Source organism: Pseudoalteromonas sp. CuT4-3, from assembly GCF_035666335.1.
GTDB lineage: Bacteria > Pseudomonadota > Gammaproteobacteria > Enterobacterales > Alteromonadaceae > Pseudoalteromonas > Pseudoalteromonas atlantica.
Genome location: NZ_CP142030.1, coordinates 476,863 through 499,582, shown reverse-complemented (window position 1 = coordinate 499,582; position 22,720 = coordinate 476,863). Strand labels below are relative to the sequence as shown.

General features: G+C 40.4%; 12 protein-coding genes and 1 tRNA gene. 7 read left to right on the top strand and 6 right to left on the bottom strand.

The genetic code is table 11. The features are described from left to right. Positions 1 to 100: 100 nt before the first annotated feature. On the bottom strand, positions 101 to 883 hold the full coding sequence (locus VOI46_RS02190) for a DUF481 domain-containing protein (protein WP_324738141.1): 783 nt from the start codon (positions 881 to 883) through the stop codon (positions 101 to 103). Positions 884 to 1,072: 189 nt separating this feature from the next. Then, a complete protein-coding gene (locus VOI46_RS02185; RefSeq protein ID WP_282337630.1) occupies positions 1,073 to 1,891 on the bottom strand; it encodes a mechanosensitive ion channel domain-containing protein in 819 nt (272 codons plus the stop codon). Positions 1,892 to 2,154: 263 nt separating this feature from the next. On the opposite strand from VOI46_RS02185, the gene VOI46_RS02180 reads away from it, so the two are divergent. The 7 genes from VOI46_RS02180 (at position 2,155) to VOI46_RS02150 (ending at position 17,520) form a co-directional block, all read left to right on the top strand. Continuing rightward, positions 2,155 to 2,230, top strand: a tRNA-His gene (locus VOI46_RS02180). Positions 2,231 to 2,465: 235 nt separating this feature from the next. After that, positions 2,466 to 3,794, top strand: coding sequence for a hypothetical protein (locus VOI46_RS02175; RefSeq protein ID WP_324738140.1), 1,329 nt, complete (start codon positions 2,466 to 2,468; stop codon positions 3,792 to 3,794). 11 nt (positions 3,795 to 3,805) lie between these two features. Next, on the top strand, positions 3,806 to 4,936 hold the full coding sequence (locus VOI46_RS02170) for a FecR family protein (RefSeq protein WP_024032474.1): 1,131 nt from the start codon (positions 3,806 to 3,808) through the stop codon (positions 4,934 to 4,936). An 86-nt stretch (positions 4,937 to 5,022) separates the two neighbouring features. Next, entirely contained in the window at positions 5,023 to 12,807 is a 7,785-nt protein-coding gene (locus VOI46_RS02165) for an Ig-like domain-containing protein (protein ID WP_324738139.1), read from the top strand. Between the two features lie 3 nt (positions 12,808 to 12,810). Further along, positions 12,811 to 13,659 (top strand): MBL fold metallo-hydrolase, encoded by an 849-nt coding sequence (locus tag VOI46_RS02160; protein ID WP_004585780.1) that lies wholly within the window; start codon positions 12,811 to 12,813, stop codon positions 13,657 to 13,659. Continuing rightward, the gene (locus VOI46_RS02155) at positions 13,659 to 15,887 is read left to right on the top strand and encodes an adenylate/guanylate cyclase domain-containing protein (protein ID WP_324738231.1); all 2,229 of its coding nucleotides are present in this window, start codon (positions 13,659 to 13,661) and stop codon (positions 15,885 to 15,887) included. The genes VOI46_RS02160 and VOI46_RS02155 overlap by 1 nt, the downstream gene beginning before the upstream one ends. Further along, positions 15,859 to 17,520, top strand: coding sequence for an HD family phosphohydrolase (locus tag VOI46_RS02150; protein ID WP_004585778.1), 1,662 nt, complete (start codon positions 15,859 to 15,861; stop codon positions 17,518 to 17,520). The genes VOI46_RS02155 and VOI46_RS02150 overlap by 29 nt, the downstream gene beginning before the upstream one ends. A gap of 444 nt (positions 17,521 to 17,964) precedes the next feature. On the opposite strand, the gene VOI46_RS02145 is transcribed toward VOI46_RS02150, so the two are convergent. The 4 genes from VOI46_RS02145 to hscB all read right to left on the bottom strand — a co-directional run bounded on the left by VOI46_RS02145 (position 17,965) and on the right by hscB (position 22,652). Then, on the bottom strand, positions 17,965 to 19,392 hold the full coding sequence (locus VOI46_RS02145) for an NAD-dependent succinate-semialdehyde dehydrogenase (RefSeq protein ID WP_004585777.1): 1,428 nt from the start codon (positions 19,390 to 19,392) through the stop codon (positions 17,965 to 17,967). Positions 19,393 to 19,871: 479 nt separating this feature from the next. Continuing rightward, positions 19,872 to 20,210, bottom strand: a complete 339-nt coding sequence (fdx, locus tag VOI46_RS02140) for an ISC system 2Fe-2S type ferredoxin (protein ID WP_004585776.1) — start codon at positions 20,208 to 20,210, stop codon at positions 19,872 to 19,874. A 10-nt stretch (positions 20,211 to 20,220) separates the two neighbouring features. Continuing rightward, positions 20,221 to 22,083, bottom strand: a complete 1,863-nt coding sequence (gene hscA / locus VOI46_RS02135) for a Fe-S protein assembly chaperone HscA (RefSeq protein WP_324738138.1) — start codon at positions 22,081 to 22,083, stop codon at positions 20,221 to 20,223. A 41-nt stretch (positions 22,084 to 22,124) separates the two neighbouring features. Beyond that, complete coding sequence (gene hscB / locus VOI46_RS02130) at positions 22,125 to 22,652, bottom strand: co-chaperone HscB (protein ID WP_004585774.1); 528 nt, start codon at positions 22,650 to 22,652, stop codon at positions 22,125 to 22,127. Between the last annotated feature and the right edge of the window lie 68 nt (positions 22,653 to 22,720).

Here is a 22,720-nt window from a genome sequence, read left to right as displayed (position 1 = left end):
TACAACCAAAATTGGTGGCTATAATACATTAAATCAAAACAAATAAAAAAGGGACTTTCGTCCCTTATGTCACTTAAATGTCATTAAATACGTTTTTTGGTTAAAAACTGTAAACTAACGTTAATGACGTCTCTGTATCTGTGCTTTCTTCGTCATCAGCAACATCTGAGTTGTTGGTGACATTAAAAGCGACTTTCATTTGCAGCGAGCCATTTATTTTTGCTAGCAATGCAGTTTCTGAACGCGTTTTGGTGTTTGAATCACCGTACTCAACCGATACAAGTTGAGTAAAACGTGCACTGTCTGAAATCTGCCAGTTGTAATCAAGTTTACCTAAAGCAATTATTTCACTGTCGCTTTCGCCTGCAAGTAGGTTACCGTCGTCATCAACTTGCGTGCTGTCGTCAGAGTATTCAAAAAATTTGTAACCCGGACCAAACTCTGCATTCAACCACATATCCGGTTGGTCAATTAAACGTAAGCCGTAACCCGCAGAAATTACAGATTCAGTTCTATGCGCGCCAAAGTAGTCTGAAACGTGTGAACCATAAATGAATAAATGAGAGTTCTTTTCATTTAATTTGTAATTACCTTGCGCAGATGCAGAGTACTTTTCGTTCGTACGCTGTTTGTCTTTGTCGCCGTTGTCATCCTCTACTTCATCTTCTTTATAGATGCCGTCGATTTTGTACTCATTATTCCAGTTTTCTAGGTGATGTAATACCTTTAAACCGCCTTTTAATGTTGTAGTTTCAGTGTTACCACTAGTGACAATAGCACCTAGCTCGCTTGTTACTTCCCACGTTTTTTTCTCTGCGTCTTCAGCGAATGCGTTAGTTGCAGCAGACGCTGCAACTAACAGTGTTAAAAGCTTTAATTTCATTAAAAATAACCTATTTAATCCTAAAAATTATACTAATTCGCTTAATTAAGTAATCTATTTCGAGGCTGGAAAAACGTGTTGATAGCCAGGCAAAAAATTCGCTATTTAGTTGTTCTAAATGAGAATTTTTAACGCAGATAGCGACACGTTTAACCCCGCAAAATGATTAAGTATTATTGCGGATTTGTATTAGTCTTGCTTGTGTAAATGTACATCCATTTGTGGAAATGGGATTGTAATGTCTGCATCATCTAATGCAATTTTAATGTTCTCTAATAATGCCCAGTACGTTGGCCAGTAATCACCAGAGTTTACCCAAGGACGCACAATAAAGTTTACGCTTGAGTCTGCAAGTTCAGAAACTGCAACAGTATATGCTGGATCTTTAAGTAAACGAGTCTCTGAGTCAAGTACTGACTGTAATACTTCTTTTGTTTTACGTAAGTCAGCATCGTAGCCTACACCAATTACTAAGTCGATACGGCGAGTAGACTCACGCGAGAAGTTAGTAATTGCACCAGACATAATTTGTGAATTTGGTACGATAATTACTTTGTTATCTGGAGTGCGAAGCTCTGTAGAGAATATATCAATTTTTTTAACTGTGCCCATTTTACCGCCAGCTTCAACAAACTCACCAGATTTAAATGGACGAAGCAATATAATAAGTACGCCAGATGCAAAGTTAGACAGCGAACCTTGCAGCGCTAAACCAACAGCTAGGCCAGCCGCACCTAAAATAGCAATAAACGAGGTTGTTTCTATACCGATTTGCGAAAGTGCCATTAAAATAGTGGCAGCAAATACGATGGCATAAACTATACTCGATACAAATGAGCCTACAGCTTTATCAACTTTCTTTTTATCGAATGTTTTTTCTGTTAAACCTGCACAAAACTTGGCAATACGGCTACCAAGTAAAAAGATAACAAGCGCAATAACTGCTTGAATACCGTAGTGTAAAATTAGGCCTGAGTTTTCGTTTAGCCAAGTAAGTATTGAATCCATAGTAACTCCAAATAGTTTTTATTAAGCAATTTCCCGCAAGTGAGTATACATTAATTTACATTTCATTCTCATCAAATAGTAAATTATCACTACAAAATAGTTTTTATTGTCAGCGCTATTACGCTACACACTCTTTATGAACCTTTACTGATAGTAGGCAATTTTATGAAATATTTATTTTTTTTGATTTTTTTTAATTTTAGGCTTCACAACATTTATAATATTATGTATTATGCGCGCCACACCAAACGAGGTGTGTAGTGGCGGTTGTAGCTCAGTTGGTAGAGCCCCGGATTGTGATTCCGGTTGTCGCGGGTTCAAGCCCCGTCAATCGCCCCATTCTTTTCCTTTTGTTCCTGTTTTATCCCCAGTTCGTTTTTAAATTTAAATTTGCTCATCTATCCTACTTTACCTAATACCTTACTTGATCAGATACTAAATTAGTTTGCTGTTTACAATCGCACAATAATGCACCAATATACTTTACATATAAACAGAAAGTGTTACCTTATTAACGTTTAATAGCATTTAGTATTAGCAAACCACCACTTCTTCTTGGGATATTCTAACGAGCATGATCAAACACGCTATTTTTATTTTATTACTTGGTTACCTTTCTTTTGCTAGCTTGAATGCAAAAGCCCAAAATAATATTTCCTATGTAAAGCTACTTGGTGAACTGCAATATTTAATTTCGCAAAAGCAATTTGATGAAGCGTACAAAAGCAGTCAAAAACACTATAAATATTTGGGCGAACCTGATTTTGACTACTTGCTTGGGGTTTCAGCACTAAATTCTGGTCTTTCTGCTCCGGCGGTATTTGCTTTTGAGCGAGTAATAGAAGCAAAACCACAGTGGTATGAGGCACGTTTATATTTAGTAAAATCTTATATTGCTGCCAATAATTTACCTGCAGCTAACGCTCAAGCGAATGTATTAATTAATACTGATACTTCACCAGAGGGTGTAAAAAAAGCGGCTCGTTCTTTATTAGCAACATCACAGCACAAGCAGCGCTTAACAGAGCGTACATATGATCAGAGCATTGAGCTTGCATATGGTGTAGATGGTAACGTTAATGCAGGCACCTCTGAGGATACAATTTTAATCCCTAATTTGGGTGAGTTTTTACTATCACCCGAAAGTAAAAGCACTGACGATAATTATATAAAGCTAAATTATAAAGGGCGGTACTTTCACCCCATTGATCAGCGAAGCTCTTTTGCTTTAGGTGTAAATACCGATTGGTATAAATTTAATGAGCTATCTGAATATGACCGTATTAATACCAATATATCAGGTCGATACCAACAAAAGTTAAATGATAACACCCTGTGGTATTTGCAAGCTGGTATTACGCCTTTACTGTTAGATGGCGAGCTATACAGAACCGAGTCATCATTAACAAGTGGAGCTAGTTACCAATTTAATAAACAATTAAGTGTATTTGGAGCGCTATCAATTGGCCTTATGAATAATACATTTGACGAGAAACTAGATAACTCCTTTTACACTCTTAATATAGGTGCAAGTTATCTATCTCAAAAATGGTACCAAAGCGTTAGCGCAAACTTTAAAAATGAAAGCGCTAACATTGACGAAGGTGAGTTTAATGCAAGAAGCATTAGCGGAATTTATTACCAAATAAATGCATTACTTAGCCAACAATGGCAAGTCTCTGCACAAACAGGGTATCAATGGATTGAATATCAGGATGAGCACCCGCTATTTCTTCAAGAGCGAAGCGATGACCTATTGATACTTTCTAGCTCGTTACGCTACTTAGTTAATAAAAGTTTAGCGTTGCAATTAGCATTGAACTATCAAGACAAAACCAGTGATATTTCTTTGTTCGAATACGATCGCTTTGATACCAATATAAGCGCAAGTTACTCATTCTAATTAAGGTACTTATGAAACATTTAATTCCGGTATTAACCACCTTACTTTGTGTGAGTTTTTATTCTCAAGCGAGCACAACTGTTGCAGGAAAAACTATTTTAGCTCGGGGCGCTGTACTTGCTACAGATGCCGAATCCGCCCAACAACGAACACTTAAGCGACGCGACACGGTATATGGCGTTGATAAAATAACGACTGGCGAAAAAAGCAAAGCGCAATTTTCAATGTCTGATGGCGGCTTAATTGCATTAAAAGAAAACTCTGAGCTAAATATTGCTAACTATGAATTTAATACAACGACTCAGCAAGGCTCTGCCTCTATTGAGCTAATAAAAGGCGGGCTGCGTTCTATTTCGGGTGTTATTAAAAAAAATGGTGGCGCGTACAGTGTTAAAACACCGGTTGGATCAATTGGTATTCGCGGTACCCATTTTGAACTACAGCTTATAGATGGTGATATGTATGTAGCTGTTTGGGATGGCGCAATAGATTTAACACTAGAAGATCAAAGCGTTGTATCCCTTGGCAGTAATGAGCCTTTTTCTTTTGCGCAGGTTACCTCATTAGGGCGCGTGATTAAAACAACTCAGGCACCTGCTGTTTTTACCCAAACCATAGCGACTATTAGTGATGACACAAGTGCTGAGCAACCAACAGAGCAGCAATCAATAGTACAAAACAATACTTCAGAAAAAACGACAGATGCCGATATATCAATAACTGATGTTTATGCTCAGCAGCAATTTCAGGCGGTAAATGATGCAACCTTAATTGACCAAATCGCGCAGCGCCAAGGTGTTTTTAATTACCAAGCAACCAGCTTTGATGTGTCGTCGAGCCTAGGAGAAGTCAGTGATTTTTCTATGTCTATGTCGGTAGATTTTGATAACGGCACAGTTCCCGATGGAGAAATTAGCTTTAATGATGCTGGCGGCAACTGGTACGCAGCTTACAGCGGCTTAATTGATTTAACCAAACTAGATTTAGCCGTTACATTTGCTTCTCATAACAACAATAAAGCAACTGGCCAAATTGATGCTGTGTTTTTAAATGACATAGATACCATCACGGGTGATTTTAGCCTTAGTGAAATTAATAACCCTGCTGTAAATGCCGGTGGCGACTTTAGATTAGAACCTTAAGTAACCTGCACTTTGGGTAATAATTTTCTTAACTAGTATTCAGATTAAGTAACTTGAATATAAAGCTTTTTATTGGAGTATGTAGAATGACAGCAAAGAACCTTTTTTTGCTCGGTTCAATGGTTTTTTTGCTTAGTGCGTGTGGAGGCTCCGATGAGACAGCTCAACAAGACTCAGAACAGCTACCTGTAGAACAAGTTACACCCACCCCTTCTGCTACACCGATAAACCTTACAGGTATAACGGGTAACTCTGTTGTTACTAAAACACAGGTGTCGGGTGCCGTGGCCTCTAGCAGAGGGGTTGTAGGCACAACGGTTGCAAACTCTCAGGCTACAATAACTCTTTCACAAATTAATGAAGTTATACAAGGCAATATCACTTTTTTACTTAGCGTGTCTGATCCCGATGGCATTAGCGCAGTAAATTTAGTACTGCCGAGTGTAAATAAAAGCCTAGCACTTTGCACACAAGCATGTGGAACAGATTTTGAGCAGCCGGTTATAGGATTGAGCCCTTACTTTTATGGCGTTGATCCTGGTGATCTACGCTTAGAGATATGGATCACCGATAGCCTTAACAACCAGGTACTTGCAGACGCAGTGACGGCTAATTGGCAACCCTACCAAATAGAAGGCACAACAGCACAGCGAGACGGACAAACGATTAATTTAGCGTGGAAAGAAAACGAAAACTTAAACCGCTACAATATTTACTTAGCAACCGAAGCTGGCATTACCACCAGCAATATAAATACGCTAGAAAATGGCCAGCAGTTTTTAAGTGTATCTGGCTCTAGCTTTAGTGTAGACAACCTATTAGCTGATAAAAGCTATCAAGTTTTAATAACTGGTGTAGATGGCAGTGGTGAAAGTGGCTTTGCTGAGTTAATTAACGTAGCACCGCAAGGAGGAGAGCTAAACTTTGCGCCAAAAGCGGTAAACGATCAATTTTTAGTTAATGAAGATCAAGCCTTGCAAGGCAACGTTTTAACTAACGACACTGATGAGTACCAAGGGGAGCTATATATAAACACAACCCCTTTAGTTACCCCTCAGCATGGCAGTATTTCACTCAGCGAAAGCGGTGATTTTACTTATACGCCACGAGCTAACTTTAACGGCATTGATGCATTTAGTTACCAAGTAATTAATGAACTTGGGATGACAGATACCGGTATTGTAGAAATAACGATTAACGCTGTAAACGATGCCCCCATAGCCCTTAATAACACATACAATATAAGTGCTGACGGAACGTTATTAGTTGGCGCCCCCGGCTTATTAAATAACGACAGCGATATAGACCAAGATCTACTCACTCTAGATACAACGCCTGTTAGCCTACCGAGTAAGGGTACTCTCACACTTGTTGCTGATGGCAGCTTTGAATATGTAGGTAGTGCAAATATGCAAGGCACTGATAGTTTTCAGTACCGTATTTTTGATGCTCAAGGTGCTGAGGCTATTGCAAGTGTTACAATTAATGCACTGGATCAAAATAGCCCGCCTACTGCTGCAAACGATAGCTATAGTGTAGATGAAGATACCACACTTGTAGTTGATGCAAGCCAGGGTTTACTTGCTAACGACACAGACCCTAATAATGATACTTTCATCATTGATGATACTTATCTTATTTCACCTGCCCATGGGCAATTGCAATTAGCTACCGATGGTAGTTTTTCATATATTCCTGATTCTAATTACTACGGTATCGATGAATTTCAATACCAAGTGATCGACACTTTCGGTGCCACTGCCACTGCAACGGCAACACTCACAATAAATAGCATGCCTGATACCCCTAATGCTCAAAATGATGAATACCAATTTCAGTATAATCAAACACTGGTTATTTCAGCTGAAAATGGCTTACTTAAAAACGATGTAAACATAGAGCCAGGTAATCTCACCGTTAACACCACTCCCGTAGTTAACGTACAAAGCGGTACTTTGGCACTTAACGTTGATGGGTCATTTTCCTATCAACCTGATTCAGATGCATTAGATGTTGATAGTTTTACTTATTCAGTTTCAAATGAACAAGGGCTAACATCCACAGCACAAGTTGTATTAAGTAAAACAGGGTCTAACTCCCCTGCTGAAGCTAATGATGATGAATATACGTTATTAGAAGACAGCCCTGCTACTTTGTTAAACGTATTAGAAAACGATACCGATGCCAACGGCGATACACTTACCCTTACTAATGTTACAAATACAATCGGCAGCGCACGCATTGTAAACAATAGAATTGAGTATACACCTGAGCCCAATTACTTTGGTGAAGTAACCCTAAACTATACGATTGCAGATGGCACGCCAGCTCAAAGTAGCGCAATGGCCACCCTCATTATTATACCGGTTAACGATGCCCCCATTGCGGTGGCTGATAGCGCCGCAATGCAAGAAGATGCATCGCCAATTTTAGTTGATGTGCTTGCCAATGACACTGATATAGACAGTAACAATTTAACTATAACAAGTGTTGGCACCGAATTTGGTTCAGCCAGCATTGTTGATAATAAAATTCAGTATAGCTCTGCACCTAATACCCATGGCGTGGCAATTGTATCGTACAGTGTATCCGATAATAACGGCGCAGAAGCAACGGCTAATTTACAAGTAACCATTTCGCCAATTAATGATGCACCAATAGCAAATGCCGATAGCATTACCATTACAGAAGACGCTACTGCTACCTTAATAAATGTATTAAGTAACGACACAGACATAGATGGTGATACCTTAACTCTTAGCTCTGCTAGCAGTGATATTGGCAGTGTCTCAATTGTAAATTCTCAAATTCAATACACTCCCGCAGAAAACAATAATGGCACTGCAACAGTCAGCTATACAATAACCGATGGTACGCAAAGTGCTTCGGGGATACTTACAGTAACAATCACCTCTGTTAATGATACGCCGGTAGCAAACCCTGATACCGCAACCATTTTAGAAGATGCTGCGCCAACGAGTATTAACGTAATAGCTAACGACACAGATGTAGACAACGACCCCCTTGCTATTAGCACAGCAAGTGCAAGCACCGGCTCAGTATCGGTGTCTGGCAGTAACCTAGTTTACACACCTGAGGCAAACTTTAACGGCCAAGCCGTTGTAAATTACACACTTACTGACGGCACGACTACCGCCGCAGGTGTGCTTACGGTAACAGTAACAGCAGTTAACGATGCACCTGTTGCTAACCCCGACACAGCGACTATTTTAGAAGATGCTGCAGCAACAAATATTAACGTACTTGGCAATGATACAGATGAAGAAAACGACGCTCTTTCTATTAGTGCGCTAACGACCACATCAGGTGCAGTTACAAGTACAGGTAATGATGTAATCTTCACGTCTGAGGCTAATTTTAATGGCCAAGTAACGGTAAATTATACCCTAAGTGATGGTACTGATACGGCTATGGGCGTACTAACAATAACTGTAACGCCCGTTAACGATGCCCCAATTGCAAACCCTGATTCTGCCACAATTTTAGAAGATGCCGTAACAACAAACATTAATGTATTAAGTAACGACACAGACCCTGAAAATGACTCGCTCACGATAAGCGATGCAAGTACCAATACTGGTAGCGTTTTGGTAGCCGGTAGCAACCTTGCTTATACTCCAGAGGCCGATTTTAACGGCCAAGCAGTTATAAATTACACCCTAAGTGATGGTACTGATACAGCCTCTGGGGTACTTAATATTACGGTTACACCTGTGAACGATTCGCCAGTTGCCAACCCTGATACAGCCACAATAAATGAAGACAGCTCGACTACTGTAAATGTAGTGGCTAATGATACTGACACTGAGGGCGACTCACTCACTATTACCACGGTTTCTGCTGACTCAGGAAGCGCAACCATTGTGGCGAATCAAATACAATATACACCGCAAGCTGATTATAACGGCACTGCAGTTGTTACCTATACAGTTAGTGATGGCGAGGCGGCTACATCAGCTACACTTAATATCACAATAAATTCAGTGAACGATGCGCCGGTAGCAAGCCCAGATACAGCCACTATTTTAGAAGATGCCGCAGCAACAAATATTAATGTGTTGGGCAACGACACTGATGTAGAAAACGATACACTTTCTATTAGTGCTGTAACTGCCACATCGGGCACGGTAACAAGCTCTGCAAGTGATGTAATTTATACTCCAGATGCAAACTTTAATGGTCAAGCCACTATAAATTACACCCTAACTGATGGCACTGATACAGCCAATGGCGTGTTAACTATTACGGTTACCCCAGTGAACGATGCGCCAGTTGCCAACCCAGATACTGCCACTATTTTAGAAGATGCCGCAGCAACAAATATTAATGTGTTGGGCAACGACACTGATGTAGAAAACGATACACTTTCGATTAGTACTGTAACTGCCACATCGGGCACAGTAACAAGCTCTGCAGATGATGTAATTTATACTCCAGAGGCAAACTTTAGCGGTCAAGTTACTATAAATTACACCCTCAGTGATGGCACCGATACAGCCAATGGCGTGTTAACTATTACGGTTACCCCAGTGAACGATGCGCCAGTTGCCAACCCAGATACTACCACCATTTTAGAAGATGCCTCAGCAACTAGTATAAATGTATTGAGCAACGATACGGATGAAGAAAACGATACTCTTTCTATTACTTCTGTAAATGCTGATGTTGGCGCCATTTCTAGCTCTGGTGCTAACGTTGTTTACACGCCAGAAGCTAACTTTAATGGCCAAGTAATCGTAAATTATATCCTAAGCGATGGTACAGACACTGCTGCGGGAACACTAACCATTAATGTAACCCCTGTAAATGATGCGCCTGTAGCGCAACCTGATACAGCAACAATCAATGAAGATGCTCCCGAAACAACCATTGACGTTATAAGCAACGACACCGATGCAGATGCAACCGATACCCTAGCTTTAACGGCCGTTACAGCGGATATTGGTACAGCGAGCGTTGAAAATAATGAGATTAAATATACCCCCGCCTTAAACAACGAAAGCACAGCAACACTCACCTACACGTTAAGTGATGGTACTGATGAGGTGCAAGGTAATTTGACCATTACAATTGTAGCAATTAACGATGCTCCAACGGCAGTAAATCAAACTTTTGCTATTGGTGAAAATTCCACTGATGGAGAAACAATTGGTACTATAACAGCGTCTGATATTGAAAATGATACCCTCACATTTAGCCTAAGCGGTGGCGAAACCTCATTATTTAATATTGATAGCAATAGCGGGTTGTTAACCGTAAATGGCAACAGTGCCTTTAATTTTGAAACAGCTACACAGCACACAGTTAATATAGATATTACCGATAACGGCTCTCCAAATGAAACCACTACAATAACCATTAATGTGAATATTACGGATGAAGAAGACCCGTTAATTCCTGTAGAAGATGATACATTTGGACGAGCGATTAGCGAACAGTTAGATCTTTCGAGCGTTTTTTCAAATGGTGAATTTAACGATAGCATTGAGCTTAACACTAACCTTTATTTTGTAGGTTACAATAACAACACAGATACAGATATCGTTGTTGTTTCTTATACCAATACGGGCGATTTAAACACTGCATTTAATAGCAGCGGCTTTAAAACGATAGATTTTGGTGAAGATGAAACAGGCACGGCTATTATCTCTGGTAATGGTGAATTATTTATAGGTTATTCAAGCTTTAATGGCTCAGAAACTGAAGCATGTTTATTAAAAATGAGTGCTGCAGGCGTTATAAGTACTAACTCTGGCGACGCTAACAGCGGTACTAAATGTACAACACTGGCTAGTGAATCTGTAATAAACGACCTTGAGTTCACCGACAATAAAATACAAGGCGTTGGCTACTCGGTAAATGGTTCAGACAAAGACAGTTTATTTCTTAAATTTGATGTATCGACCCTCGCTTATGAATCAGGCAGCCCAGGTATAGTAGATGTAAGTGGCCAGAACCTGGATGATGAATCGCACGCTATTAAAAACTTTGGTAACTCTGATTTACTTGTAGTGGGCAGCAGCATAGGTGAAGAAGGTGATTTAGATGCAACCATCAGATACCTTATTCCGGATGGCAACAATAATGGAAGTTTTAACTCTGGCGATGCGCTTATATTAGATTTATCGGACGAAGAAGGTGACGATGAGCTACTTGCAGTTGGCGGAGTAGACGCAGCTAATTTTAATGCCTTTTTAGGGGGATATATTACTCGCTCTTCAGGTGAGAAAGAGGCTGTAATGATCTCAATTGATAACAATGGCAATATTGATGAGAATATAGGGGATGAAGGAATCGCCGTATACAATATTGATGAAAACTCGGGTTCTGCTAATGGCGGCGCACAAATAACGGGTGTGCAATACGCCCCTATGAGTAATCAAATCATTCTCTCAGGTACTACAGGTGTGGAAGCCTCTGGTGATACCCAAAACGAGCAACTATTTTCGGCGCGAGTATCTATATCTGATGGCGCGCTTGACACTAGCTACGGCAATGCAGGCATAAACATTGTCTCTAACGTTATCAGTCATCAATCTGCTAATGCATCAACTATTGATGAAAATGACACTCTGTGGCTATCAGGCAGATTTAACGATTCATCTAATGAGCCTTTTGTAACGTCAATAACGAGTGATGCAAATTTAAACACCGACTTTGCAATAAATGGTTATACAAGTATAAATGACTTAAGTGTTAGTTCAGACGATTTATCGATGAATGTATTGCAGCTACAAAACGGCGTGCAAGCCAATAAGTTTTTAAGCGCCTCTATTGCACAACTTAATACTAATAATAAGCTAGTGCTCACTCGCTATAGCAGTGCAGGCATTATTGATACCAGCTTTAGCCTTGATGGTAGTAAAGCCCTAAATATTAATGTTGCCTTTAAAACCATTACTTTAAAAGAGCTTAGCGATGGCAGTATCATTATTGCGGGTACACTCATAAACGGTTTAAACGAAGAAGGCTTTATAGCAAAAGTAGACCAGGACGGTTACCTAGATGAAAGCTTTGCCAACGAAGGTATTTATACCACTGTAGATATTTTAAATATCAATATTAACTTTGCAGATGTTGCTGTAGATAGCAGCGGCTATATTGTTGCTGTAGGCTCTTCGACTAATGCTTTAAGCGTAACAAGATCGTTTGCAACGATGTTAAAAAGCGATGGTAATTTAGAAAATAGCTTTGCTACAAGCGGTGCTTACTACGGCAGCGTAAATGAGTTTTTTGAAACACTCTATATAGATACAAATAAAGATATATATATTGCAGGCAAGCAAGTATCTGGCAGTGACTCGCAATTAATAATGTTGAAAATAGACGATGATGCTAACGCGCTATTTAGCTATACAGATAGCCGCTCTTCGACAGATATTAGTAATAGAGCAGCAAAAATACTCGCCGATAGTGCGGCAAATCTCTATTTAGTTGCTAATGAAGGCACTACGCCAAACCAAGCGGTGATTATCAAGTTACAACCAGATGGAACTGAAGATACAAGCTTTGCCACTAGTGGTGTTGGGCAATATCAATTAGCATCAAGTTCTGATACTAAAGTTACCGATGCGGTGATTGATACTACAGGTAATATAATTTTATCAGGCATGAGTGATTCTAAAGGGATGATTGCCCGCATATTAGCTAATGGCACTATCGACACCTTATTTGGAGAAAATACGCTTGGTTATTATCAGGCTAATCAATGCGATGGCACACATCAGTTTACATCAATGCTTTTACAAACAGATACCCAAGTGGTACTTAGCAGTACATGCTTTGATAATGCCTCTAATAATGTCAGTTTATCTAAGTTTAACTTTTACCCTGATAGAGTTAAGCCCTAAATTATGAAAGTTAAATTTTATGGCGTAAGAGGCTCAATGCCATCTCCGGGTGAGCATACGCACCTATTTGGTGGTAACACCTCATGTGTGTATGTTGAGCAAACAAATGGCAAAAGCCTGATTCTCGACTCAGGTACGGGCATTGCACAGTTAGGTGAAAAGCTCATAGAGCACACGACCCCCATTGCAATTTTATTAACGCATAATCATTGGGATCATATTCAAGGCTTTCCTTTTTTTAAGCCTATTTACCAAGCCGATCGTGATATAACCATTGTTGTAGGTGATGTTGAAGACGAGCAAACTAAAAATGCGATTTTAATGCAAATGTCTGGCTCTTTTTTTCCGGTTAGCTACCAACACTTACCTGCAAACATTACATTAAACACTCAGCTTGCTACTCAAAAAAACTTTACTCTAAATAGTTTTAACGTATTTACCGCGCCGTTAAATCACCCAGGCGGGGGCACAGCGTATTGTGTGCATGCTGAAGGCAAAAAAATTGCTTATATAACAGATAACGAATTGGCCCCACCCGGTGTTGTAAAAACCACAGTTACCCAGTGGGCTGATTTTATTAAAGATGCTGACTTATTAATTCATGATGCACAATTTACTACCGAAGAGCTCACGCTTAAGCACGGTTGGGGGCATAGTACATTTAAGCAAGTAGCTGAATTAGCAATGCAAGCGTGTATTAAAAATTTAGCGATTATAAGCCACGACCCAGCAAGAACCGATGACGAGCTACTCGCAATAGAAACACATTTACAGGCAAATTATGGCGAGCATATTAATATTGAATGTGCCAGAGAAGGCCGAACGTTTGAGTTTACGCCAAGTAAGGATTAATAGTTATTTCTCGCGTTTATATTCCTAAAATTTACCGCCACCTATTTGTAGGCTTAGCCATTACGCTGCTTATAGCTGCTGTAGAATTATTCTCTAGTGGCGCATTAGCCAAGCTGCTCAATAGGGTCGAAGGTATTATTTACGACTCTAGGCTATTGCTAACTTTACCCGATACTCCCCGTCAGCTCGACGAAACCGTTGTTATTATCGACATAGATGAAAAAACGATGCAAGAGCAAGGGCGTTTCCCGTGGAGCCGGGCAAAAATGGCAGACCTGGTAAATAAACTCACAGAGGCCGGTGTTGTAGTTATTGCATTTGATATATTTTTTTCTGAACCGGAAACAAACCCTGTTAACCAAATTCAATCTAGAGCCCCTGATTTATTAAGTGCATACAAAGTAGCGTTAAATGATATTAAACATCAGGTAGACGCTGATACCACCTTTGCTAAAACACTCAATAGTAACGATACCGTATTGGGTTTTTTATTAAACAACGATACCTACAAACAGCGTAACCCGTTGCCAGAGACAAGCGTACTATGGCCAAAGAGCGAGCAAAATAACTCCCAAGTAACCCAGTTTTTAGGCGCTACTGTTAATATACCTATGCTGCAAAATAGTGCCACGGGCAACGGATTTATCAATGCTCACAGCGAAAACGACGGATTTATCCGTAAAGCGGCACTGGTTAATAGAGTAGGTGATAAGCTCTACCCTTCTTTAGCACTTGAGGCAGCACGTTTATATACCTTAGCGAACAGTATTGAAACACGCGCGAGTGCCCAAGGCGACCTGACCTTTTTTGAAGGGGTTAAATTTCATGAGCATTGGATTCAAACAGATGAGTACGGCCAAATTTTTATCCCGTACAAAGGCCGTGCTAAAAGTTTTCAATATTACTCTGCCACAGATGTATTAACCAAAAAAGTTACCGAGCAGCAATTAGAAGGCAGCGTAGCATTTATTGGTACATCCGCAATTGGTTTAGCTGATTTAAGAGCAACACCAGTGGGTTTACAATACCCTGGGGTAGAAGTGCATGCCAATATTTTTGAAGGGCTACTCCATCCAGAAATTTTACCTTCTCAACCCACATGGGCTTTAGGGGCAACATTATTAATAATTACCTTTGTGGGCTGTTGCTTATCGTTTTTAAGCTTTCGTAAAAGCGCCCGCTTTATTGTCACACTTTCAGTGAGTGTGGCTGGACTAGTTATATTGCTTAATTTTTATTTATGGTCAGTACAAAAAATTAGTCTGCCGCTATTTATGCCGCTGTTACTTATTTCCCTATTAGCAGCCTACTTTGTTTTTATTGGCTCTATAGCAGAAATGAAGCACAGCCGAAAAATTAAATCGATGTTTAATCAGTATGTACCGCCTGATCATATTGAGCAGTTAATTCGCCAACGTAAACAGCTTACTCAGCAAAGTATAAAACGAAATATGACCGTATTATTTGCTGATATAAGAAGTTTTACTGCGCTGTCGGAAGGAATGAGCGCAAATCAATTAAGTGATTATTTAAATCAGTACTTATCGGCGACTACAAAAGTTATTTTTGATCACAGCGGCACTATAGACAAATACGTAGGCGATATGATTATGGCCTTTTGGAATGCCCCACTTGAAGATAGCGACCACGCAAAACACGGTGTTGAAGCAGCAATAGCAATGGTAGCAGGCCTTACAAGCCTTAATAAAGCATTTGCTGAGCAACAGCTTCCTCCCATTAGCATTGGTGTGGGTATAAGCACTGGTGAAATGAATGTTGGCGATATGGGCTCGGTGTACAGAAAAGCCTATACAGTACTAGGAGATGCAGTTAATTTAGGCTCAAGAGTAGAAAGCTTGACCAAATTTTACGGGGTAGCTATTCTGGTTACAGAAGAGACAATGCTTGCTTGTCCACATATTGCATTTCGCTTAATTGATAAAGTACAGGTAGTGGGTAAAGTAAATGCAACTGAGCTATATGAACCTGTCAACTTTATAGCTGATATAAGCGAAAGCCAGCTATTTGAAATTAAAAAGTCGTTCACTGCTATGCAGCATTACAATAATAAAAATTGGCAACTGGCTCTATCGTTATTTGAAGAGCTAAGTGAAACTGCCTTATTGAGTGATCACGTTTACCACATTTTTATTAACCGAATTAAAAATACCGATTTGCAAACTTTAGCACAGGATTGGAATGGCGCCTTTATTCACAAAACAAAGTAGTAATAATATGTCTGAGTACATTAAAGATAGAACAAATCTTCATCACTTTATTGATATTAGTATTAGGCTAACAACAGAAAAGGATGCGAGTAAACTTCTTGAAGAAATTCTACAAGTTGTTATGTCTATTTCTAACTCTGACGCAGGGACTATTTACTCTATTACAGATGACAAGCAGCTAAAGTTTGAAACGGTTATTAATAAATCTTTAGACCTCTATTTAGGGGGAGCTTCAGGGAAGCCCGTTGACTTTCCTAATATAGATTTGTTTATAGATGGAAAAGAAAACGAAACAGCTATTGTCGCTCATGCGGTTAACTCTGGTGAGATTATTAACATACCGGATGTATACGCAGCCCTGCCCTTTGATATGAGCGCTGCGCGTAATATGGATGCGCTTACAGGGTATCGTACTCAGTCTATGTTAACGATTCCGCTAAAAGATCATACCGATGATATTATTGGTGTGATCCAACTGATCAACGTAAAAGATCAACACGACAATATAATCACTTATAGTGATGAACTTGTCACATTGATACGATCATTTGCATCGTTAGGCGCTATATCACTGACAAACTCTACCCTTATTAAGGGAATGGGAGAGCTATTTTCTAAATTTGTAGAAACCATTGCTATGGCCATCGACGAAAAGTCGCCTCATACCGGCGGACACTGTAAGCGAGTTCCTGCGCTTACTTTAATGCTTGCTGATGCTGTGCATAAAATTGACCGTGGTCCCTTGGCTAACTTTTTAATGAGTGATGCAGACCGTCATGAGCTAGATATAGCGGGCTGGCTTCATGATTGCGGCAAAATAGCGACTCCCGATCACATCATGGAAAAGTCGACCAAGTTAGAAACTATTTTTGATCGTATTGAACACATTGAAGCTAAATTTGAAGTTATTAAACGTGATTTAGAAATAAGCTATCAAAAACAAATTATCTCTGCAATGAAGCTCAATAGGCCAATTGAGGTTTTACAATTTGAGCGCTTACTCGATACCGAATTAAAACAACTTTCTTTAGATCGCGCGTTTTTGCAAAGAGTTAATGTGGGTGGCGAGTTTTTATCAGATGAAGATGTTGCGAATATTGACCGCATAGCATCTCACTATCATTTAACTATAAACGGCAAAGATACCCCGTTACTAAACGCAGATGAAGTAGAGAATTTACAAATACGCAGGGGCACACTAACGCTCGGCGAGCGCGACGTTATGAAGCGCCATATGGATGTGACTAAAAATATTTTAGACACACTGCCATTCCCTAAACATTTAAGTAATGTGTCTGAATATGCATTGGGCCACCACGAAAAACTAGATGGTACAGGCTACCCGCAAGGATTAACTAAAGAGCAAATGTCGATTCCGGCAAGGCTAATGGCCATTGCAGACATTTTTGAAGCCTTATCAGCAGTAGATAGGCCTTATAAAAAAGCAAAGCCTGTGAGTGAGTGTTTAGCTATTTTAGGGAAAATGGTAGAGAACAACCATTTAGACGCCGATATATTCGCGGTATTTGTAGAGAGTGAAGTGTATAAGCACTACATAAATGAGTACGCAATTGCAGAGCAATTAGACTTTGTCGATTTAACCACCCTACCGGGCTATTCACCTATAAAATAAGCCAGCTTAACTTACTCAAGCTATAAAAAATGCCACCTTGCGGTGGCATTTACACACGGGTTATTTCTACAAGTAGAAATTCTTTTTATTTTTGATTATTTTTAAACAAAAATTATGCCGTAAATGTAGCACTAAGGCCTATATCTAGCAATAAAAAGGTAAACTGTAGTTATAAACCTATACCAATCCTCAATAATATTTAATCATTTTGTGGGGCTAAACGTGCCGCTAGCGGCGTTAAAAAATGCTCATTTACGACTGCATGGATGCACAAGGTAGAGCAATGCAGGCGCAATTGCCAAGAACAACTAAATAGCGAATTTTTTGCCTAGCTATCAACACGTTTTTCCATCCCCAAATTGATTACTTAATTAAGCAAATTAGTATTAGTAACCTAAACCTTACTGGGTAATCAATTTTTCATGGCTTATGGTGTCATCGTTTTTAAACTTTGATACACACGTATTTTTCTTCAAGGTATTCATCAAGCCCTTGATGGCCCCCTTCTCGGCCTAAGCCTGATTGCTTAACTCCACCAAACGGTGCCACAGGGTTAGATATAACCCCTTCATTAACACCAACCATGCCAAACTCAAGCCCTTCGCTAATACGATAAATCTGCTTGATATTTTGACTGTAAAAATAAGCCGCTAAGCCATATGGAACATCGTTAGCAAGAGCTAGTACTTCGCTTTCTTCATCAAAAGGAATAACCGTTAATACCGGGCCAAATACTTCTTCGTGGTATATATCCATTTCGGTCGTTACGTTAGTAACAATAAGCGGATTTTGAAAGCTGCCACCTAAGTCGCTGTTATCCCCTATTAGGTCTGCGCCTTTATCAAGTGCATCTTGCACAAGCTGCTGCACTTTTTCTTTCGCTTTTGGGTAAATAAGGGGGCCAATGTCTACGTCCTCTTCAAACCCATTGGCTACTTTTAATGCGGCTACTTTAGGCGTAATTTTACTCAGCACTTCATCTAAAATACTGCGCTGAATAAAAATGCGGTTTGCGGCTACACATGCTTGGCCACTGTTTCTAAACTTAGCCGCCATGAGGCCGTCGATTGCTTCGTCTATATCGGCGTTATCAAAAATAATAAAGGGGGCGTTTCCACCAAGTTCCATGGAGGTACGTTTAATTGTACCCGCACACTGAGAAAGTAACTGCTTGCCTACGCCTGTTGAACCTGTAAAAGTAAATTTGCGCACCACTTCTGAGTCAGTAAGTATTTGCCCGACTGTTTTTGCGTCTTGCGAAATCAGTACGTTAAAAGCCCCTTTTACAAACCCGGCTTGATCGGCAAGGTATGCCAATGCCAAAGCACATAAAGGTGTGTATTCAGAAGGTTTTAGCACAAAGCTACAGCCTGCAGCGTATGCTGGCGCCACTTTACGTGTCACCATAGCAACCGGAAAGTTCCAAGGAGTAATGCCAGCCACAACGCCTACAGGTTGTTTAAAGCTCGTTAATCTATGTGTATCGTCGGTTGGGGGAATCACATCGCCGTAACTGCGTTTAGCTTCTTCTGCAAACCATTTTATAAATCCAGCGCCATAGTCTATTTCACCTAACGACTCTTTAAGCGGTTTACCTTGCTCTTTTGTCATTAGCTCAGCAAGCGTTTGCTTGTGTTTTATTACCAGCTCATACCAACGCATTAGCGTATCACTTCGCTCAGTCGCATTGGTTGATTTTAACTTAACAAACGCACCTTGCGCTGCCTTTATTGCGCTATTAACGCCTTGCTCGTCTATATCACTTACTTCAACAATACTTTTTTCGGTCGCGGGGTCGTCAACGCTAAAATGTTTATTGGTTTTATAAAATTCACCATTAATAAACGAGTCACTGAAAATTAGATTACTCAAAATAGACCTCCGAAATAGTTTTATGGGTTAGGTAAAACGCGTAGCAGCGGGTTTAGCCAAAAGCGATAATTCCTTGACTGTAATTCGACCTGAAAAACGTGATCATTTTAGATCTAGGCCTATTTAAAAAACGCGACATAAAGTCGCTGCTACGGTGTAAGATGTAGCAGCGGGTTTACCCCGCGATTATGATTACGTGGTCATTCATTTAAAAACGCGAGGTAAAGTCGCTGCTACGGTGTAAATGTAGCAGCGGGTTTACCCGGCGTTTATGATTACGTGATCATTCATTTAAAAACGCGACGTAAAGTCGCTGCTACGGTGTAAATGTAGCAGCGGGTTTACCCCGCGATTATGATTACGTGATCATTCATTTAAAAACGCGACATAAAGTCGCTGCTACGTGCTTATACAATCTCTTAAACAAAAAAGCCGCTGTAAAAAACAGCGGCTTTTAAAAAATTCTCGTTAATTAAAAACTAGTGCTCTTCATTAACGATATTGAGATTGTACTTAGGTATTTCAACCACTAAGTCTTCATCTCTAATAACTGCTTGGCATCCTAAGCGAGATTCTGACTCTAAGCCCCATGCTTTATCTAGCATGTCGTCTTCTAGCTCATCGCTTTCATCTAGTGAGTCAAAGCCTTCGCGGATCACTAAATGGCATGTAGTACATGCACACGATTTTTCACATGCGTGTGGAATGCTAATGCCGTTTTTAAGGGCCACATCAAGGACTGTTTCGCCCGCAGGCGCTTCAAGTGCTGCACCGTCAGGACATAATTCCGGATGGGGAAGAAAAATAATTTGTGGCATTCTAACCTCTTTAAACGTTGTCTACTGACTGCCCTGTAAGGGCCTTTTTAATTGATGCATCCATTCTGCGCGAGGCAAAATCGCTGCTAGCGTTATCTACTTTTTCAATTGCGGCTTTAATTTCACCTGGTTGCTGTGCGGTCTCGCGCACTTTAGCAAGCTCGCTTATTTCAGCTTTTAAATTAGCAAGTTGAATATCGTCGAGCAAGTCACCGTCGCTAGCAAGTGACGCCTCTAGTGCTTCTATAACACGTAGCGCTTCTACTTGTTGCTCTTTAAGCATACGTGCTTGCATGTCACCTTTAGCGTTGCTCATTGACTCTTTGAGCATGTTAGCTACTTGGTCATCAGATAAGCCAAACGATGGTTTAACTTGGATTTCAGCTTGCACACCCGTTGATTTTTCCATTGCTGATACACTTAACAAGCCATCGGCATCCACTTTAAAGGTAACACGAATATGTGCAGCGCCTGCTGCCATAGCCGGTATGCCTTTTAAGCTAAATTTAGCCAGCGAGCGGCAATCGTCAACTAGTTCGCGTTCACCTTGTAGCACATGTAAAGACATTGCCGTTTGGCCGTCTTTAAAGGTAGTAAATTCTTGTGCACGAGCAACAGGAATAGTGGTATTACGCGGAATTATTTTTTCAACTAACCCACCCATCGTTTCAAGGCCAAGTGACAGTGGCAATACATCAAGTAATAGCATGTCAGAATCGGGCTTGTTACCTACTAATACATCAGCTTGTAATGCAGCACCTAGTGCAACAACACGATCCGGATCGATTGATGTTAGCGGCTCTTTTTCAAAAAAGCCTTCAACTTGGCTGCGAACCAGTGGCATGCGAGTTGAACCACCTACCATTACAACTTGCAGCACTTCTTCGTTTTCGATGCCAGCATCTTTTACTGCACGACGACACGAACGAAGTGTTTTTTTAACAAGTGGCATAGCCAGCTCGTCAAAGGTTTCGCGTGTCACTTCTACGGTGTGTTTTTGCTCGTCAAATTCAAGCACTACATTTACTTTTGCATACTGGCTTAGCGCTTCTTTACAGGCTTTTGCTTTATTAATAAATAAGCGAAGCACAGAAGGCGATAATGCCGAAATACCGGTTTGCTGCTTAAAGTAATCAACTAATAGCGAATCGAAATCATCGCCACCTAAGCTTGAATCACCGCCAGTTGCCATTACTTCAAACACACCTTGGTGTAAGCGAAGTATAGAAATATCAAAGGTGCCGCCGCCTAAATCGTAAACAGCAATGATACCTTCTTGGCCCGAGTCTAACCCGTAAGCGACTGCCGCAGCGGTTGGCTCGTTTAATAAACGTAATACGTTAATGCCAGCAAGTTCGGCTGCATCTTTAGTGCTTTGGCGCTGTGCGTCATCAAAGTACGCAGGCACAGTAATTACTGCTCCTAAAATATCTTGATTACCAAAGCTTTGCTCTGCACGCGCTTTTAGAGCCGCTAAAATATGGCTAGAGGCTTTAACAGGGCTGATTTTTCCGGCATCGGTTTGAATGGCAAGCGAGCCGTTATCTTCACAAAATTGGTAAGGTAATTGGCCGTAGCTTTGCTCTATTTCGGCTTGGGTTTTACCTAAAAAACGCTTAACTGAAATAAGGGTATTGGCTGGGTCTTGTGTTGCAGCTTGTGCAGCATCGGTGCCCACCGTGATGCCGCCAGCTTGGTAACGCACAACCGATGGCAACATGGCTGCACCAAGGTCATCTGTTAATGTGCGGGCTTCGCCACTTTGTACCGTTGCAACCAATGAATTAGTGGTACCTAGGTCAATACCTATTGCTAATTTGTATTCATGTGGTGCCGCGCTCTGCCCCGGCTCAGCAATTTGCAATAATGCCATAATGCTCTTTAAACTCGTGTTGCTCGCTTTACAGCAAGTAATTAATCGTCAAATAAACTGTCTTCAATGCGCTCAAGTTCGTCTTCTAATTTATATACAAACTTTAATTTGCGAATGTTGTCAGCAGCTTGTTGATATTGCGCCTCGTCGTTACTTGCAAGTTGCTCGGCAAGTTCATTACTGTATTGGATTTTTAATTGCTTTATTTGTGATTCAAAATTGGCGATAGCGGCCTCAGGGTTACTTGCTGAAGCGAGCTCTTCAAGCTCTTCACGCAGTTCCATTTGCTGCATTAAGAACATTGGATCTTGCAGTGTTTGTTGCTCAGCTCGAATATCAACACCTAGTTCGCTGAGCATATATTCTGCTCGTTTTACTGGGTGTTTTAGCGTTTGTAGCGCATCGTTAATTTCAGCGGTACTTTGTACGGCCATTAACTTATCACGGCTGCTCGCATTAGCGTGGCGATCGGGATGCACTGCGCGCTGCAGCTCTAGGTAATGCTTATTTATTGTTGCCAAGTCAATGTTGTAATCAACTGGTATTGCAAATAACTCAAAGTAACGCATAGCTTCAACCAATAAAATTTAGAAATACAAATTTCACAAATAACAAAGCCCTACAATTACTGGCAGGG

What these genes read in the sequence shown, in the direction of transcription:
- fdx (WP_004585776.1), bottom strand. Translation starts at nt 20,210, where the DNA reads ATGCCACAAATTATTTTTCTTCCCCATCCGGAATTATGTCCTGACGGT.
- VOI46_RS02165 (WP_324738139.1), top strand. Translation starts at nt 5,023, where the DNA reads ATGACAGCAAAGAACCTTTTTTTGCTCGGTTCAATGGTTTTTTTGCTT.
- VOI46_RS02160 (WP_004585780.1), top strand. Translation starts at nt 12,811, where the DNA reads ATGAAAGTTAAATTTTATGGCGTAAGAGGCTCAATGCCATCTCCGGGT.
- hscB (WP_004585774.1), bottom strand. Translation starts at nt 22,652, where the DNA reads ATGCGTTACTTTGAGTTATTTGCAATACCAGTTGATTACAACATTGAC.
- VOI46_RS02190 (WP_324738141.1), bottom strand. Translation starts at nt 883, where the DNA reads ATGAAATTAAAGCTTTTAACACTGTTAGTTGCAGCGTCTGCTGCAACT.
- VOI46_RS02185 (WP_282337630.1), bottom strand. Translation starts at nt 1,891, where the DNA reads ATGGATTCAATACTTACTTGGCTAAACGAAAACTCAGGCCTAATTTTA.
- VOI46_RS02175 (WP_324738140.1), top strand. Translation starts at nt 2,466, where the DNA reads ATGATCAAACACGCTATTTTTATTTTATTACTTGGTTACCTTTCTTTT.
- VOI46_RS02150 (WP_004585778.1), top strand. Translation starts at nt 15,859, where the DNA reads ATGGCGCCTTTATTCACAAAACAAAGTAGTAATAATATGTCTGAGTAC.
- VOI46_RS02170 (WP_024032474.1), top strand. Translation starts at nt 3,806, where the DNA reads ATGAAACATTTAATTCCGGTATTAACCACCTTACTTTGTGTGAGTTTT.
- hscA (WP_324738138.1), bottom strand. Translation starts at nt 22,083, where the DNA reads ATGGCATTATTGCAAATTGCTGAGCCGGGGCAGAGCGCGGCACCACAT.